This is a genomic window from Pararhizobium sp. A13 (assembly GCF_040126305.1).
Lineage (GTDB): Bacteria > Pseudomonadota > Alphaproteobacteria > Rhizobiales > Rhizobiaceae > Pararhizobium.
Genome location: NZ_CP149510.1, coordinates 2,029,524 through 2,045,342 on the forward strand (window position 1 = coordinate 2,029,524; position 15,819 = coordinate 2,045,342).

Here is a 15,819-nt window from a genome sequence, read left to right on the forward strand (position 1 = left end):
CCGGTGATATCAAGGAAACGTTCAAGGCGTTGAGTGGTTCCTAAAAAAATATGCAACGCACGATGGAACTTTTCGCGGAGACTATTGCCGAGCGAAGCTAATTTCGACGAAAAAACGAGAGATTCCCGAAGGAAGCGCCCATCGCGGCGCCTGTTTCAGTCCGTACAAAAAAAGCCGGGCGAACCCGGCTCGTCATTTCGCTCAACTGATCCGATCAGTGGCTTTCGCGGAAGACTTCGCTGCCGCTTGCCCCGACCAGGAAGTCGAGGTCAGCGCCCTTGTCGGCCTGCAGCACGGTGTCGTGGTAAAGCTTGTAGTAGCCGCGCGTCCATTTCTGCTCAGGCGCCTTCCAGGCGGCCATGCGCGAGGCGAACTCTTCCTCGCTAATCAAAAGGTTCAGTTCGCCCTTCATCGCATCAAGGCGGATGCGGTCGCCGGTCTTGACGATGGCAAGCGGACCGCCGGCATTGGCCTCGGGGCTGACATGCAGGACGACGGTGCCGAAGGCGGTGCCGGACATGCGGGCATCGGAGATACGCACCATGTCGCGCACGCCCTTTTCGACAAGGCGGCGCGGGATCGGCATGTTGCCGACTTCGGCCATGCCCGGATAACCCTTCGGGCCACAGCCCTTAAGGACGAGGATCGTGTCCTCGGTCACCGGCAGGTCCGGATCGTCGATCTTCGCCTTCAGGTCCTCGATGGTCTCGAACACATAGGCCGGGCCCTCATGCGCCAGCAGATGCTCGCTGGCGGCCGACGGCTTGATGACTGCGCCGTTCGGGGCAAGGTTGCCCCTGAGTACGCGAATGCCGGCGGCCTTACGCAGCGGATTGTCGAGCGGGCGGATGACGTCGTCGTTGTAGACTTCGGCGTCCTTCCAATATTCGGAGATCGGCGCGCCCATGACGGTCGGCGCGTCGGCGTGCATCATGTCCTGAACGCGGTTCATGACGGCGGGCAGGCCGCCGGCATAGGCAAGATCCTCGATGAGATACTTGCCCGACGGCATACAGTTGACGATGCAGGGGACCTGGCCGCCGACGCGGTCGAAATCCTCGAGCGTCAGATCGACACCGGCGCGGCCGGCGATGGCGAGCAGATGTACGACCGCGTTGGTCGAACCGCCGACGGCGGCATTGGCGATGATGCCGTTTTCGAAATTCTTCTTGGTCAGCACCTTCGACAGGCGCAGGTCCTCGTGCACCATCTGCACGATGCGCTTGCCGGTCATGTGCGACAGCGCCATGCGGCGTGCGTCGACCGCGGGCAGGGCCGCATTGGTCGGCAGCGAAAGGCCCATGGCCTCGACGACGGAGGCCATAGTGGTCGCCGTACCCATGGTCATGCAGACGCCCGGCGAGCGCGACATGCCGCTTTCGGCCGCCATGAATTCCTGCACGCTCATCTTGCCGCCGCGCACGTCCTCGGAAAATTTCCAGACGTCGGTGCCGGAGCCGATGTCCTTGCCCTTCCATTTGCCGTTCAGCATCGGGCCGGAGGACACGACGATGGTCGGCAGGTCGACAGAAGCCGCGCCCATCAACTGGCCGGGCGTGGTCTTGTCGCAGCCGCCGAGCAGCACGACACCGTCGATGCCATAGGCGCGGATCGCTTCCTCGACATCCATCGCAAGCAGGTTGCGGAACAGCATCGCCGTGGGGCGCATCTGCGTTTCGCCGAGCGAGGAAACCGGGAATTCGACCGGAAAGCCGCCAGCTTCCCAGACGCCACGCTTCACGCCTTCGGCAAGGATGCGCAGATGGCTGTTGCAGGGCGTCAGTTCCGACCAGGTGTTACAGATGCCGATGATCGGCCGCCCGTCGAAGACGTGATCGGGAAAACCCTGGTTCTTCATCCACGAGCGATGGATGAACCCGTCCTTGTCGGTGCCGCCGTACCAGTGTCGGCTTCTCAGTTCTTTCTTCTTCTCGTCGCTCATCTTCAGCACTCCCTTGGGGCAGGCGATCCGTGCCTGGAGTCAATTGTATTACTTTTACGGCGATGCCCGTAAACTGGTCCCGCGCGGCAGTTCAGAGCCGATAGATGGGTTCTAAGCGGCCCTTGACGGAGACACCCAGTTCGAAGGTCTTGCCGGCGTTCGGGTCGGCTTTCAGCGCCTCTTCCGATAGGTTCTGCTTGGCCGATGTCACCAGAAGCCTGTCGGCCTTTGCGCCGATGAACGCAGTGCATGTCGCCTGTGTGGCCGGCACGGCGTAGCGGGCGATCTTTTCGCCATCGGGCTTGTAGACATCAACGACGCCGGCGCCGTATCGGGCGTTCCAGATCAGCCCATCTGCGTCGCAGACGGATCCGTCAATGCCGCCCGGGCTGCCGGTTTCGTCACTCAGCGCCTTTGCGTCGCCGGTGGGCAGCCCTGTCTCTGGATCGATGTCGACCCGCATCAGGTGGTTGATGGCGGTGTCCGTAAAATAGGCGACGGTGCCGTCCGGGGAGAAGCAGATACTGTTCGGTATCGTCACGTTCGCGTAAAGTTGCGTCACCTTGCCCTGTGCCACGTGGTATATGGCTCCGGCATCCTTCGCCTCATCGCGTGCCATCGTGCTCACCCAAAGGCTGCCCGAGGGGTGAACACGCCCGTCATTGGAGCGGTTCTTTGCATTGTCCTCAAGGGTCGTCGTCAGCGTCAGATTGCCCGTCGCCGTTTCCCGGACGAATAGCCCCTGATCGGATACGATCAATTGTCGATCCGGATCGATGACCGCAAGGACACTGCCGAGAAACGGCAACTGATGAACCGATTTCCGGCCGCTCTCCAGATGCAGTTCGTGCAACTCCTTGCCCTTGATGTTGAACCACCAGGCCGTGCCGGTCGCCGGGTCGAAGGTCGGACCTTCGCCGAGTTCAAGCGCGGCTTCGCACAGGATCTTGCCGGAAAAGGCAATGGTCTCGCTCATCGTCAGGCTCCGTAAACCGCGTCATACGCCTTGATCGTTGCCTGCGCCCGCTTGCCGACCTCGGTGGCGTCCATGCCGGCCTTGTAGAGGCTGGAGCCGAGGCCGAAGCTCTTCACGCCAATCTTGGCGTAGTCGGCGAAATTGGCTTCCGAAACGCCGCCGACGGCGGCGATTTCAAGTTCCGGCGGCAGCACGGCGCGGATCGCCGAAATACCCGAGGGACCGAGCACGCTGGCGGGGAAAAACTTGAGGCCTGTCGCCCCGGCATGGGCCGCCGCCAGCGCTTCGGTCGGTGTGAAGACGCCGGGCATGGTGACCATGCCGCGGGCGGCTGCGAGCGCGATCACGTCCGTTTCGACGTTGGGGCTCACCATCAGCTTGCCGCCGACGCCGTCGAGCCGCTCGACCTGTTCCGTGGTCAGCACCGTGCCGGCGCCGATCAGACAGCCCGCCGGGGCCATTTTCACGGCGATCTCGATCGACCGGAACGGGTCCGGCGAGTTGAGAGGGATTTCGATGGCCGTGAAACCGGTGCCGATCAAGGCGCCGACGACACCCTGCGTTTCCTCCGGCCTCAGCCCGCGCAGGATGGCGATCAGTGGATATTTCATCGGCGGGAAGGGGATGCGGTGCATAATGTCTCTTTCTTCAGGCAGGCCAGATGGCGTTGGCCGCGGCGGCAAGGCCATGGCGAACGGCTTCATCGGCATCGATGATGACGGGTTGGAGGTCGAGGGCCGACAGCGCTGATTGGTAAAGGCCCGCGAGCGCGCCGGAAGCGACAAGACAGACGCCGCTCCCCGGTTTGGCGGTCGAGCGCGCGCCGGCAATTTCAAGGCCGATCAAAGTGCCGGACAGCCGCGCCTTGGCGGCCTGTGCGGTCAAGCCGTGCAGCAACTGGCCACTGCGCACCGTAAACACCAGATTGGTGGCAAGAGCCGGGCTTTTCGCAGCTTTTGCGACTGCGCCCAGAAAGACGGGATCGTCGGCCTCAAAGGAGCCGCCATCCGCAACCGCGTGGCTGAGGATCGAATGTTTGGCGATGATATCGAACAGTTCGCCGGTCATGAAGGTCGAGAAGCCATCGACGATCCCGCCGGTGACGCGCACCCATTTGCTGTGCGTGCCGGGCATGCAGACGAGATGGCTGCCGCTTCCGAGCCGCGATATGGCGCCGAGCAGTTGCGTTTCCTCGCCGCGCATGACATCGGGCACTGCCTCGCTGCGCTGGGCAAGACCGGGCAGAATGCGGATATCGCGATTGGCGTCGGTCACCGTGACCGCCGCCTTGACGATGCCGGTCAAGGGCGCGGGCGTGTCGAGGTAGCCCGCCTCGACCCAGCCCTGACGCGCGCCGGCCATGCCGCAGATGACCACCGGCAGATGCGGCGGTGCCGAAGCCGCGGCGAGATGCGTTTCGAGAATCGGCGAGAAGCCGGTCTTTGCCGCCGTCGTCATGCCTTCGCCGCTGCGGCGTTCGGCAAGGACTTCGCCGCTTTCGCTGACGATCCACAGGCGGAAGCTCGATGTCCCCCAGTCCACCGCGGCATAGGATGCTGCCGTCATTAAAATACGCCTCCGTCAATGATCATCGTCTGTGCCGTCATCCGCGCCGAGCAGTCGGAGGCGAGATAGAGGCAGGGCCCAACCATATCCTCCGCAACGAGCGTGTGCTTCAGGCATTGTTTTTCCAGCATGCCGGCAATCGCGGCATCATCCAGCCAGAGCTTCTTCTGCCGCTCGGTCACCACCATACCGGGCAGCACCGCGTTGACGCGGATCTCCTCCGGGCCGAGCTTGCCGGCAAGCGACTTGGTCAGGCCGACGATGCCGGCCTTGGCGGCCGCATAGGTCGGGATATCGCCCATGTTGAGCATGAAGGCGATCGAGGAGAAATTGATGATCGAACCGCCGCCGGCCCGTCGCATATGCGGCACTGCAGCCTGGCTCATGAAGAAGACGTGCCGCAGATTGACGGCCAGGCTTTCATCCCAGCTTGCTTCCGTCACCTCCTCCAGCAACTGCCGGTCATCGCGCGCGGCATTGTTGACGAGGACGCTGAGGGAACCGACCGCTTCAGCGGCTCTGTCGACAACGGAAGCGAGAGACTGTGCGTCCCGAAGATCGGCCTGAATGAAAACCGGAGCACGCGCGACAGCCGGGGCGAGACGGTCAACCAAGGCGTTGCTCGCCGTGTCGGCGATGTCGATGAAGACCACCCGCGCCCCTTGCCGGGCAAAGCCCTCGACGAGGGCAGCGCCGATGCCCGAGCCGCCGCCGGTGATCAGAACGCCACGACCTTTGAGGTCGTGAAACTGTGCGGCTGGCAAGGCCATCGTGTTTCGCTCTCCCTGATGCGAGCATTCCGAAAACCGGCTTGCAATTGCATCCATATAGTTCCATTATGTGGAACTAGCTCTTATTATTTGGAATTATCGCGCCGCGGCTGAGCGCTTGTCAAGATCGCGTCGGCGGCGAACCGGTGAAACGAAACGGAAATCATGGATCGCGAAGGCCTCTCCTCTCCTCCAGGGACTGAGAATAGCGGCACCGGTACGCTGGGCAAGGCTCTTTCCGTGCTTGAAATCGTGGTGACGTCGGACAGGCCGCTCCGGTTCAGCGAAATCCTCGCCTTGTCGGACCAGCCGCGCGGGACCCTGCATCGCCAGCTCTCGCATCTGGTCGAGGAGGGACTTCTCGTCCAGGGGCGCGACCTCTGCTACGAGCCGGGCCTGCGGCTCTTGAAATTCGCCTACCGGTCTTGGTCGAAGAATCAGTTCCGGGCGGTCGCGGCGCCGCATCTGCGCAAGCTGCACGAAGAAACCGGCGAGACCGTTCATTTGGGCGTCCTGCGCGGCACGGAAATCATCTATGTCGACAAGGTCGAGAGCCGCCAGACGGTTCGGATGGAATCTCAGATCGGCAATGCATCACCCGTTTATTGCACTGGGCTTGGTAAGGCGGCGCTCTCCGTGCTGCCGCAAGACCGCCTCGCAGAGACGCTCGGCAAACTGACATTCCATCGCTTTACCGCCAATACACATCTTTCCGTTGCTTCCTTGAAACGTGATCTGGACGAGGCGCGACTGCGAGGCTATGCCTTCGATCGTGAAGAACATGAAACGGAAATTCGCTGTGTTGCCGCTCCGATTCACGATGCCGGTTTCGATCTCGTCGCCGGCATTTCCGTGACGGGGCCGGCTTACCGGGTGACGATGGAACAGCTTGAGATCTGGGCCCATCCTGTCCGCCAGGCGGCGATGGCGATTGGTGAGGATGTGGAGGTTCGTCTGGGACCGGGACGATAGTTGAATATGCTTCCACGGTTAAATTAGGCAAACCGGCTGGACGCAGGGAAAGCGGAGTTGTAGCTTCAACTATCAGATTCGGTGCCTGCTGACGTTCGATTTGCCGCTTCGACAATGGCTTCGCCGGAATCAACCGGTAAACGAAAAGATCTCAGCGGCATCGAAACGGTTTCTTGCGAACGTCGAGCCAATGGCTGCGAGTCTGGAAGAGTGAAAATGGTCGATTTCAGGGGACATCTGTCATCCATCGCGCTTTCCGCCGATCCGCGGATTGCTAAAACCATGACACGGGGAGCTGATATTCGTCAGGCGCTGGAGCAGGTCACGGACGCTTACGGATTTCACCGTTTCGTTGTCATGGTCGTTCCGGCCAAGGGCTCCCGCAGCCTGTCGGACTCGGTGGTCATGACCAATTGGCCGAAGGATTTCCTGGTCAGCTACGATGCTGCCAGTCTGATGGCCGGCAGTCCGGTCATAGAACGGCTGCGCCGCAGCACCATTCCATTCACCTATGATACGACCCTGGAGTCCCGTCGGCGCCCGGACGGCAAGGGCAGTGCCGTGTTGTCTCTGTTCGAACGCGGCCGTTTGCGACGCGGCGTGTATATCCCGGTTCACGATGTGCGCGGAACCTGCGGCGCCGTCGGTTTCGGCGGCGATCGAGACGTGGTCAATTCCGGTGAACTGAAAGAACTGACCTTCGTCGCGGCTTATCTGTTCAGCCGCCTCAGCGAAATAGGGGAAATCCGCAACCGGGCACCCGGAGGCTTGTCGCGCCGCGAGATCGAATGCCTGCACTGGGCAGCGGCTGGCAAGACCACCACGGAAATGGCAAAAATTCTGGATCTCTCCGAATATACCGTCAATCACTATCTAAGCCGTGCAACCCGCAAGCTTGATTCCGTCAATCGTGTGCAGACCGTGGCGAAGGCGATACGCGCCGGACTGATCAATTGAGAAACCCTATATGTATATGGATACGAGCAGGAAAACCGGCATGGTGAATGGCATGGACGACAGGGGAGGCGCAAGACCGGTTGCCACGCAATGCACGCGACGATGCGGCGGAGACTGTGAATGCGCGATACTCTGATGGCAGAATCGATGGAAAAGGAGCCGCCGCGCGGCGGTGATTTCGCGTCCGAGATTGCTGCGCTGGAAACGCAGTTCGACGTTATCCGCTATATGAAGAGAACGACCCAGGCTTTCGGCTTCAAGACGTTCCTCGTCTGCATGGTGCCAACCTTCGATGCGGAGAAACTGGCCAACGCATCCATCCTGTCGAATATGCCGGCAGAGTTGATAAGCAAGTACGACAGCATCTCCGTCCTCAAGCACTCAACAGGAATCCGCCGGTTGCGCGAAACCACGACGCCGTTCCAACTGACGGTCGAGGAGTGGGAGAACGAAACCGGTAGGCCAGCGCAGACAAACGAATATATTGCGATGCTGCGGGAAAACGGGATCTTCCAGGCCAATTATTTCCCGGTTCACGACGCCGACGGCAGCCGCGCCACTGTCATCTGGATGGGAAAACGCATCGATCTGCCGATGACGGCGATGATGGAACTGCAGATGATCGCGATCCATGTCTATAACCGTCTGACGGAGATCGGTTCGTTCTGGAAGGATCCCAGCGTCGCCCTGTCGGAGCGCGAGATCCAATGTCTCAATTGGACGGCAGCAGGCAAAACCAGCTCCGAGATTGCCGGAATCCTCGGATTGTCGGAGCACACCGTTAATCATTATCTCAACCATGTCAGCAAGAAGCTCGATGCGGTCAACCGTACCCAGGCCGTCGTCAAGGCGATGAAGAAGGGCTACATCAGTTGAGCCTTTGCAGTCGGTGTCCTGGCACCCGCCGGTTAAACAAAAGCGGCGAACCCTCAGTATTTTAGATGATCTTTAAGTTTTGCGGCGCACCTTTGTTTCTGGTGAAATGATTTCACTGGGATGCTATTGAGTAATGCCGCGATCGGCACCGATCCCGCCGGTCTTATTCAGCACTTGAAATCTGGCAACGGCCGCTCTGCTGAAGTATCCGCAGAGCTGTTGCTGAATTCGCATCCTTCGCACCTTTTCCCAAAGATGACATTTGCGACGCCACAACCGCGAGGCCTCCGCCCGCTGCGCATTTGAGGATACGTGATGCTGTTCAAGACTGCGACCTCCAGAAATATCTTCTCCATCGTCGCGACAGGCCTTTGCGCCACCGTCGTCACTGCTGGCATGCTGTTCTGGATATCCTACGCGGAAGTGAAGCGCCGCAGCGTCGATGAGATGAATGCCGCAGCCGCGCTGACCGCCGCCGACCTCAAGGGGCAGATTTCTCAAGGGTTGCAGCTGGTCCGCACCTTTCAGAGCGTTTTTAACGGGCTAGAGACAGCCGGCGCCGCGAACCGCACGTCTGCCGACGCGATGCTGAAGAAGGCGCTCGAGGACAATTCCTTTGCGCTTGGCGTCTGGAGCGGCTGGGAGCCCAACGCCTTCGACGGCAAGGACGCCGAATTCGTCAACAAGCCCGGCCACGACGCGACCGGCCGTTACGTGCCCTACTGGGTGCGCTCAGGCGACAAGATCATCGTGACGGCGTTGACCGACTACGACAAGCCCGGCCCCGGCGACTATTACCAGCTGCCCTTCAAGTCGCAGAAGATGGTGGTGATCGAACCCTACCTCTATGCCGTCGATGGCAAGGATGTATTGATGACCACGCTGGTCGGTCCCGTCACCGTTGGTGGCAAGCCGCTCGGTGTCACCGGCATCGACATCGCCCTCGACAGCCTGACATCGAAACTCGCCGACATGAAGCCTCTCGGCGACGGCAATGTCGCGCTGGTATCCCAGGGCGGTAGTTTCCTCAGCCACGTCAATGCCGCCAATCTTGGCAAGGCGTTCAAGGACAGCAGTGTCGATGCTAGCGCCTGGCAGCAGTTGATCGACAATCCCGGCAGGCCGGTCGATACGGTCGGCGAAGACGGCACCGATTTCCTGTCGATCGCCGTTCCCGTGCAACTCCTGCCCGATACCGCCTGGTACGCCGTCGTTTCGGTGCCGAAAGCGACCGTCTTTGCCTATCTGACCCAAATGGCCTGGATTTCCGTCAGCATCATTGCTGTCGCCTCGTTGCTTCTCGTCCTCCTCGGCGTTTTGATCTCCAATCGCTTCCGCCTCCGCCTCGAAGCCATCGTCAACGCGACCGGCGAAATTGCCCGCGGCAACACCGGCATCGTGATTGCCGATGCAGACAGCAACGACGAGATTGGCGGCATGGCCCGCTCGCTTGCCATCCTGCGCGATGCTTCGATCGACAAGCAGCGCCTTGAAGTCGAGGCAACGCAGACCCGTGCGCTGGGCGAGGAAGAGCGCCAGCGCCGCGTCGCCGAAACGCAAGAAAACGAGCGTCAGATGCGTTTTGCCGTCAGCGAACTCGGCACCGGGCTGCAGCGGCTGGCCGATGGCGACGTGACCTTCCGGCTGCTGACGCCGTTCATCGGTTCACTCGACGCCCTGCGCGACGACTTCAACAGTTCGATGAGCACCTTGCAGGAGACACTGCAGTCAGTCGGCAACAACGCCCTCGGCATACGGGCCGGTTCGGCCGAAATCCGGTCCTCGGCGGACGACCTTGCCAAGCGCACGGAACAGCAGGCGGCATCCGTCGAGCAGACGGCGGCAGCTCTCGACGAGATCACGGCCTCGGTGAAGGATTCGACGATTCGGGCCGAAGAAGCGGGCCAGCTGGTTGCCAAGGCAAGGTCCGGCGCGCAGACCTCGAGCGCCGTCGTCAAGAATGCCATCGATGCCGTCGGCCAGATCGAAAGCTCGTCGCAGGAGATCAGCAGCATTATCGGCGTCATCGACGAGATCGCCTTCCAGACCAATCTGCTCGCCCTCAATGCCGGCGTCGAGGCGGCTCGGGCCGGCGACGCAGGCAAGGGCTTTGCCGTGGTTGCCCAGGAAGTACGGGAACTTGCCCAGCGCTCGGCCAATGCCGCCAAGGAAATCAAGACGCTGATTTCGAAGTCGGGCAACCAGGTCAAGACCGGTGTCGAACTGGTCGGCCAGGCCGGCAAGGCGCTGGAGGCGATCGTGCACGAGGTTGATGAGATCAACTTGCGCGTCTCCTCGATCGTCGAGGCCGCCCGCGAGCAGTCGATCGGGCTCAAAGACATCAACCGCGCCGTCAACGTCATGGACCAGGGAACGCAGCAGAATGCGGCCATGGTGGAGGAATCGACCGCCGCCAGCCATACGCTCGCTGCCGAGGCGGCGGCGCTGACGGCGCTGCTTGCCAACTTCAAGCTCGGGGAGGTGCCTGCCGCTGCCGTCCGTCATGCACCGCCACCGCCGGCTCCACGCAGCATCGCAATGTCGCGGGCAACGGTGCGGGCGGCGTCCACGACGACCCCGGCGGTGCAGTCTCCCGCACGCTCCCTTGGCCAGAAGCTCGCCGGTGCATTCCAGGCACATGGCGGCGCAGCCGCGCCAGCCCCGGCCAATGACGGTTGGGACGAATTTTAACGGGGACAAGGGCATCTCTTAGCAGATGCCCTTGTCCTAAAATTCAGCAATCCGGCATCGACGCAACGCAATTGCACAATAACTATGCGCCCCCGATGCTGCACTGCGACAATGCTGGTCTCGAACCCTTGTATTTCAAGGGCTTTCCCAAACTGGCACGGTTCCTGCTTGGTAGAAAGCAGGTCCAGAGGGGACTGCAATAATAAAACTGCGCCCATGAAGGTCGCGACAAACAAGGCCGCTTTCAGCCCAAGGTGATCCCGGATGTACGGACACCACACGGCCGGAAGCGGCCTTTGCTTTTGCAGCTTGTTTTTCTCAATGACCGCATTGGCGAAACACCCGCGCTCGATTATCTAAGTGTCACGCAAGACGGTGGAAAACAGGCAGCAGGCAAACCAGCCGCGCGGCCGGCGGGAGTGAATGACATGGCAGACGTCACCAAGGAACAGGTCCTCGAGAAACTGAAAGGCGTGCGCGGACCGGATATGGACGGCAATATCGTCGACATGGGTCTCGTCTCCGATGTCTTCATCTCCGATTCCAAGGTCTACTTCTCGATTACAGTACCGGCTGAACGCGCGCGTGAACTCGATCCCCTGCGCGCAGCTGCCGAGCGTGTGGTCAAGGAGATCCCCGGCGTCAAAGGCGCCATGGTGGCGCTGACCGCCGACAAGAAGGCAACGCCCTCTTCAGCGCCGGTACAGAGGCCCGCCGCAGCACCGTCTCACGCCGGACATTCCCATGCGGGGCATACGCATGCCGCTGCTCCCGGCCAGCGCCCCGCAGCTCCGGCAAAGGCCGGCATTCCGGGCGTCGGCGCGATCATCGCCGTTGCATCCGGCAAGGGCGGCGTCGGAAAGTCGACAACCTCGGTCAACCTGGCCCTGGCGCTGAAGGCCAATGGTCTGCGCGTCGGCATTCTCGATGCCGATATCTACGGCCCGTCGATGCCGCGCCTCCTGAAGATTTCCGGCCGTCCGCAGCAGATCGAGGGCAGGATGATCCGGCCGATGGAAAACTACGGCCTGAAGGTCATGTCGATGGGCTTCCTCGTCGACGAGGAGGTCGCGATGATCTGGCGCGGCCCGATGATCCAGTCGGCGCTGCTGCAGATGCTGCGTGAAGTCGCCTGGGGCGAGCTCGACGTGCTCGTTGTCGATATGCCGCCGGGCACCGGCGATGCACAACTGACCATGGCCCAGCAGGTGCCGCTCGCAGGCGCCGTCATCGTCTCGACACCGCAGGACCTGGCGCTGATCGATGCGCGCAAGGGGCTTGCGATGTTCCGCAAGGTCGAGGTGCCGGTGTTCGGCATCGTCGAGAACATGAGCTATTTCATCGCGCCCGATACCGGCAAGCGCTACGATATCTTCGGACATGGCGGCGCCCGCAAGGAGGCCGAGCGCATCGGCGTGCCCTTCCTCGGCGAAGTGCCGCTGACGATAGGCATCCGCGAAACCTCCGACGCCGGCACGCCGGTGGTCGCCTGCGAGCCTGACAGCGAGATTACCCGGGTCTACCGCGAGATCGCTAGAAAAGTCTGGGATCAGATCTCGGCGCAGAAGGCCGATACGTCGCGGGCGATGCCCAGCATCGTCTTCGAATAGGCGGTTGGCGCCCCCGGCCGCGATTTCGCTATGCAGGGATTGCATCTCGGAAATGCGTCGCATCGGCGGTGACATTTGACAATCGATCGAGTAGCGTCGTTAAGTCTTTGGGCGACATTGTGGCGCTTTGCCACTTTCTCCATTGATTTTGAATGTGCCTTGTTCCATATGCCTCCCCGCATCCGCAAGGATGTACCAGCGGCGCTGCCCTCCGTCGGGCTCCGCATGACCGTGATGACCGTTTGAGGTTTTGTCGTAAACGACGAGAGTTTCCATATGGATCTGCCGCGCGCAGCTTTGATGTCATACGGCCGGGTTTGTCCGGTTCGCCACAGCCCGGCCTTGATTTCCACCTGTTCGCGTGACGGAGCGGCGGTCGATTGCGCCAATGGCGCGCATGCAAGGGCGGCGGAATGATCACTGCCTATCGTGACAATGGCGAAGCCGTCGTGATCAGCGCGGTGAAGCCCCCCGCTTCCTTGCCGTCCGATATCGTCTGGATTGATATGCTGCGCCCGGACAAGGCGGAGGATTTTCTGGTCGAAAGTTTTCTCGGCATCGAGGTGCCGACACGGGAAGACTTGAAGGACATCGAACCCTCCAGCCGTCTCTACACGGCAAAGGACGCAGTGTTCATGACCGCATCACTCGTCTGCAAGGCCGATTCCGGCCGTCCGGAATTGACGGACGTTGCCTTCGTCCTGGCGCGGGGCCTGCTGATCACGGTCCGTTACGAAGAGCCGAAGGCGTTCGATCTGTTCACGGCTGCGATGCACCGCATCCCGGGCGGCTGCGCGACAGGGACGATCCTGGCGACGCGCCTCTTCGAAACCATCACCGACCGCACGGCAGAGATCCTCGAGATCGCGGTCGCCAAGATCGATGCCTTGTCGTTGCAGGTTTTTGGCGACCGTCCCGTCGGAAAACGCCGCCCGCCACATTATCTCGAAGCCAAGTTGATAGACGTCGCGTCGCATCACCGGCTGGTGGCAAAGACGCGCGACAGTTTGGCCTCGCTCTCCCGCGTTCTGACATTTCTCTATACGGTTCCGTCCGTGCAGGAAAACAGGGACGCCAAGGAACTCTGCCGGACGATTTCGCGTGATATCCAGTCTCTGTCGGAACACGCCTCGTTCATCTCGGGAAATATCACCTTCCTGCTCGATGCCTCTCTCGGGCTGATCAACGTCGAGCAGAATGCGATCATCAAGATTTTCTCGATCGCGGCCGTGGTCTTTCTGCCGCCGACCCTGGTTGCCTCGCTGTATGGCATGAATTTCGATGTCATGCCGGAACTGCAATGGACGTTCGGTTATCCCATGGCCGTGATAGCCATGGTGATTTCCGCAATTGTCCCCTACTACTTCTTTCGCTGGAAAGGCTGGCTTTGAAAGCCGGAAATACTCATATGTCCCATTCGGTAGCTCAACCTGCAAGCCGCGAAAAGGAATTGCGCAAATTTCTGCTGCTCGCGCTCGGTTCGGTCGGCGTTGTCTACGGCGATATCGGCACAAGCCCGCTCTATGCCTTCCGTGAAGCCTTGCGTCCGGTTGCGGCCGACGGCGTGACCCGCTTCGAGGTGATCGGTCTGATCTCGCTGATGATCTGGACCCTGACGATCATCGTGACGTTGAAATACGTTCTGTTCCTGCTGCGCGCCGACAACCAGGGTGAAGGCGGAACGCTGTCGCTCCTCGCACTCCTGATGAAAGCGGCCAGTGGCCATGCCTCGCGGCTTTTCTTCATGGGCATTGCCGGTGCCGCTCTCTTTATCGGCGATGCGATGATCACGCCGGCGCTTTCGGTGCTTTCCGCTGTGGAGGGTCTGAAACTCGTCACGCCGGCGCTGACCGATTATGTCGTTCCGATCTCCGTGGTCATCCTGCTCGGACTTTTCGCGGTCCAGTCGAAGGGCACTGCAGCCGTGTCGAACTTCTTCGGGCCGATCACTCTGATCTGGTTTCTCGTCATGGCGGCCGCCGGCATCAATCACATTCGCGACGATTTCGGCATTCTGGCCGCCTTCAATCCTTACTACGCCGTCTACTTCCTGCTCCATGCCGGTTTTGTCGGCATCGTCGTCCTCGGTGCCGTGTTCCTGACGGTGACGGGCGCAGAAGCGCTCTACGCCGACCTTGGGCATTTCGGCCGCAAGCCGATCCAGGTGGCCTGGATCTATCTGGTCTTCCCGGCGCTTGCGCTCAATTATCTGGGGCAAGGCGCGCTTGTGCTGAAACATCCGGAAACCATGTCAGATCCGTTCTTCCTGATGTTTCCGGAATGGGCGCTACTGCCGGTCGTCATTCTCGCCACCGCGGCCACCATCATTGCCAGCCAGGCGGTCATCACCGGTGCATTCTCGCTGACGCGGCAGGCGATCCACCTCGGTTTCCTGCCGCGCATGGCAATCTTCCACACCTCCGAGACCCAGACGGGCCAGATCTATCTTCCCAACGTCAACACGTTGCTTCTGTTTGGCGTGATGACGCTGGTCTTCATGTTCGGCTCGTCGGAATCGCTCGCCACCGCCTATGGTGTCTCTGTCACCGGGGCGATGGTGGTGACGACGCTGCTCGCCTTCGAATTCGTTCGCCTGCGCTGGAATTGGCCGCTCTATCTCGCCTGCCTGGTTCTGTTGCCGCTTCTGGCGCTCGAATTGGTCTTCCTTGGCGCGAACCTTTTGAAAATACACGACGGCGGCTATGTTCCGATCCTGATCGCGGCTACCTTCGTGGTCGTCATGTGGACGTGGAAACGCGGCACCAAGATCCTGCACGACAAGACGCGGCATACCGACATTCCGCTGTCGTCCTTCGTCAAATCTGTCGAACGCAAGAGCGAGCATGCACCGGTTTCCGTTCCCGGAACGGCCATCTTCCTGACCAGCGATCCGGAATCGACGCCGGCGGCGCTCCTGCACAATATCAAGCACAACCATGTGCTTCATGCGCAGAACTTCATTCTGACGATCCGCACCGCCAATGTGCCAATCGTGCCGAAGGACCACCGTGTCTCGGCCAGCAGCATTTCCGAGCGCTTCAGCCTGCTGGAAATGCACTTCGGCTACATGGAAACCCAGAACGTCTCGCAGGCGCTTGGCCTGTTCCGCAAGACCGGCCTGAAGTTCGACATCATGTCGACCTCTTTCTACCTCGGACGCCGCAAGCTGGTGCCGGATGCGCAGTCGGGCATGCCGCATTGGCAGGACAGGCTGTTCATTGCGCTCGCCAACGCCGCGATCGATCCCTCCGACTATTTCCGCCTGCCGACCAACCGTGTGGTGGAACTGGGTTCGCACGTCATCATCTGACCGACTGCATCGATGCGAACGCCTCCTGCGGCCGGACGGTTGCGGGAGGCGTTTTCCGTTGCGTCCCCAATTCCCGGCGACCGTCATTAACCAAGCATCAAGGTTAATGCTTCATTGTCGAACCATGTTGAAGCGGAGAACGCGCCATT

At 61.0% G+C, this 15,819-nt stretch carries 12 protein-coding genes; 7 read left to right on the forward strand and 5 right to left on the reverse strand.

All coding sequences use genetic code 11. From position 1 onward, the window contains the following. Nucleotides 1–214: 214 nt before the first annotated feature. The 5 genes from WI754_RS09775 to WI754_RS09795 form a co-directional block, all read right to left on the reverse strand. Nucleotides 215–1,942: an IlvD/Edd family dehydratase gene (locus WI754_RS09775; RefSeq protein WP_349437522.1), complete on the reverse strand. Its 1,728-nt coding sequence runs from the start codon at nucleotides 1,940–1,942 to the stop codon at nucleotides 215–217. Between the two features lie 91 nt (nucleotides 1,943–2,033). After that, nucleotides 2,034–2,918 carry an SMP-30/gluconolactonase/LRE family protein gene (locus WI754_RS09780; RefSeq protein ID WP_349437523.1) on the reverse strand — a complete coding sequence of 295 codons (885 nt, stop codon included), beginning with the start codon at nucleotides 2,916–2,918 and terminating at the stop codon, nucleotides 2,034–2,036. Nucleotides 2,919–2,920: 2 nt separating this feature from the next. Then, complete coding sequence (locus tag WI754_RS09785) at nucleotides 2,921–3,553, reverse strand: 2-dehydro-3-deoxy-6-phosphogalactonate aldolase (protein WP_349437524.1); 633 nt, start codon at nucleotides 3,551–3,553, stop codon at nucleotides 2,921–2,923. A 13-nt stretch (nucleotides 3,554–3,566) separates the two neighbouring features. Next, nucleotides 3,567–4,484, reverse strand: a complete 918-nt coding sequence (locus WI754_RS09790; RefSeq protein ID WP_349437525.1) for a 2-dehydro-3-deoxygalactonokinase — start codon at nucleotides 4,482–4,484, stop codon at nucleotides 3,567–3,569. Beyond that, nucleotides 4,484–5,254, reverse strand: a complete 771-nt coding sequence (locus WI754_RS09795) for an SDR family oxidoreductase (RefSeq protein ID WP_349437527.1) — start codon at nucleotides 5,252–5,254, stop codon at nucleotides 4,484–4,486. The genes WI754_RS09790 and WI754_RS09795 overlap by 1 nt, the downstream gene beginning before the upstream one ends. Before the next feature lie 165 nt (nucleotides 5,255–5,419). Here WI754_RS09795 and WI754_RS09800 point away from each other — a divergent pair, with 165 nt between their 5' ends. From WI754_RS09800 to WI754_RS09830, 7 genes are all read left to right on the forward strand, one after another. Then, nucleotides 5,420–6,226, forward strand: a complete 807-nt coding sequence (locus WI754_RS09800; protein ID WP_349437528.1) for an IclR family transcriptional regulator — start codon at nucleotides 5,420–5,422, stop codon at nucleotides 6,224–6,226. A 216-nt stretch (nucleotides 6,227–6,442) separates the two neighbouring features. Continuing rightward, nucleotides 6,443–7,183, forward strand: a complete 741-nt coding sequence (locus WI754_RS09805; RefSeq protein WP_349437530.1) for a LuxR family transcriptional regulator — start codon at nucleotides 6,443–6,445, stop codon at nucleotides 7,181–7,183. A gap of 120 nt (nucleotides 7,184–7,303) precedes the next feature. Next, nucleotides 7,304–8,059, forward strand: coding sequence for a LuxR family transcriptional regulator (locus tag WI754_RS09810; RefSeq protein ID WP_349437531.1), 756 nt, complete (start codon nucleotides 7,304–7,306; stop codon nucleotides 8,057–8,059). Nucleotides 8,060–8,374: 315 nt separating this feature from the next. After that, nucleotides 8,375–10,750, forward strand: coding sequence for a methyl-accepting chemotaxis protein (locus WI754_RS09815; protein ID WP_349437532.1), 2,376 nt, complete (start codon nucleotides 8,375–8,377; stop codon nucleotides 10,748–10,750). Nucleotides 10,751–11,178: 428 nt separating this feature from the next. Further along, entirely contained in the window at nucleotides 11,179–12,360 is a 1,182-nt protein-coding gene (apbC, locus tag WI754_RS09820; protein ID WP_349437533.1) for an iron-sulfur cluster carrier protein ApbC, read from the forward strand. Nucleotides 12,361–12,773: 413 nt separating this feature from the next. Continuing rightward, nucleotides 12,774–13,751 carry a magnesium transporter CorA family protein gene (locus WI754_RS09825; RefSeq protein WP_349437534.1) on the forward strand — a complete coding sequence of 326 codons (978 nt, stop codon included), beginning with the start codon at nucleotides 12,774–12,776 and terminating at the stop codon, nucleotides 13,749–13,751. A gap of 17 nt (nucleotides 13,752–13,768) precedes the next feature. Next, complete coding sequence (locus WI754_RS09830; RefSeq protein ID WP_349437535.1) at nucleotides 13,769–15,670, forward strand: potassium transporter Kup; 1,902 nt, start codon at nucleotides 13,769–13,771, stop codon at nucleotides 15,668–15,670. The last annotated feature ends 149 nt before the right edge of the window (nucleotides 15,671–15,819 follow it).

What these genes read in the sequence shown, in the direction of transcription:
- WI754_RS09805 (WP_349437530.1), top strand. Translation starts at nt 6,443, where the DNA reads ATGGTCGATTTCAGGGGACATCTGTCATCCATCGCGCTTTCCGCCGAT.
- apbC (WP_349437533.1), top strand. Translation starts at nt 11,179, where the DNA reads ATGGCAGACGTCACCAAGGAACAGGTCCTCGAGAAACTGAAAGGCGTG.
- WI754_RS09810 (WP_349437531.1), top strand. Translation starts at nt 7,304, where the DNA reads ATGCGCGATACTCTGATGGCAGAATCGATGGAAAAGGAGCCGCCGCGC.
- WI754_RS09780 (WP_349437523.1), bottom strand. Translation starts at nt 2,918, where the DNA reads ATGAGCGAGACCATTGCCTTTTCCGGCAAGATCCTGTGCGAAGCCGCG.
- WI754_RS09830 (WP_349437535.1), top strand. Translation starts at nt 13,769, where the DNA reads ATGTCCCATTCGGTAGCTCAACCTGCAAGCCGCGAAAAGGAATTGCGC.
- WI754_RS09795 (WP_349437527.1), bottom strand. Translation starts at nt 5,254, where the DNA reads ATGGCCTTGCCAGCCGCACAGTTTCACGACCTCAAAGGTCGTGGCGTT.
- WI754_RS09825 (WP_349437534.1), top strand. Translation starts at nt 12,774, where the DNA reads ATGATCACTGCCTATCGTGACAATGGCGAAGCCGTCGTGATCAGCGCG.
- WI754_RS09815 (WP_349437532.1), top strand. Translation starts at nt 8,375, where the DNA reads ATGCTGTTCAAGACTGCGACCTCCAGAAATATCTTCTCCATCGTCGCG.
- WI754_RS09790 (WP_349437525.1), bottom strand. Translation starts at nt 4,484, where the DNA reads ATGACGGCAGCATCCTATGCCGCGGTGGACTGGGGGACATCGAGCTTC.
- WI754_RS09775 (WP_349437522.1), bottom strand. Translation starts at nt 1,942, where the DNA reads ATGAGCGACGAGAAGAAGAAAGAACTGAGAAGCCGACACTGGTACGGC.
- WI754_RS09800 (WP_349437528.1), top strand. Translation starts at nt 5,420, where the DNA reads ATGGATCGCGAAGGCCTCTCCTCTCCTCCAGGGACTGAGAATAGCGGC.
- WI754_RS09785 (WP_349437524.1), bottom strand. Translation starts at nt 3,553, where the DNA reads ATGCACCGCATCCCCTTCCCGCCGATGAAATATCCACTGATCGCCATC.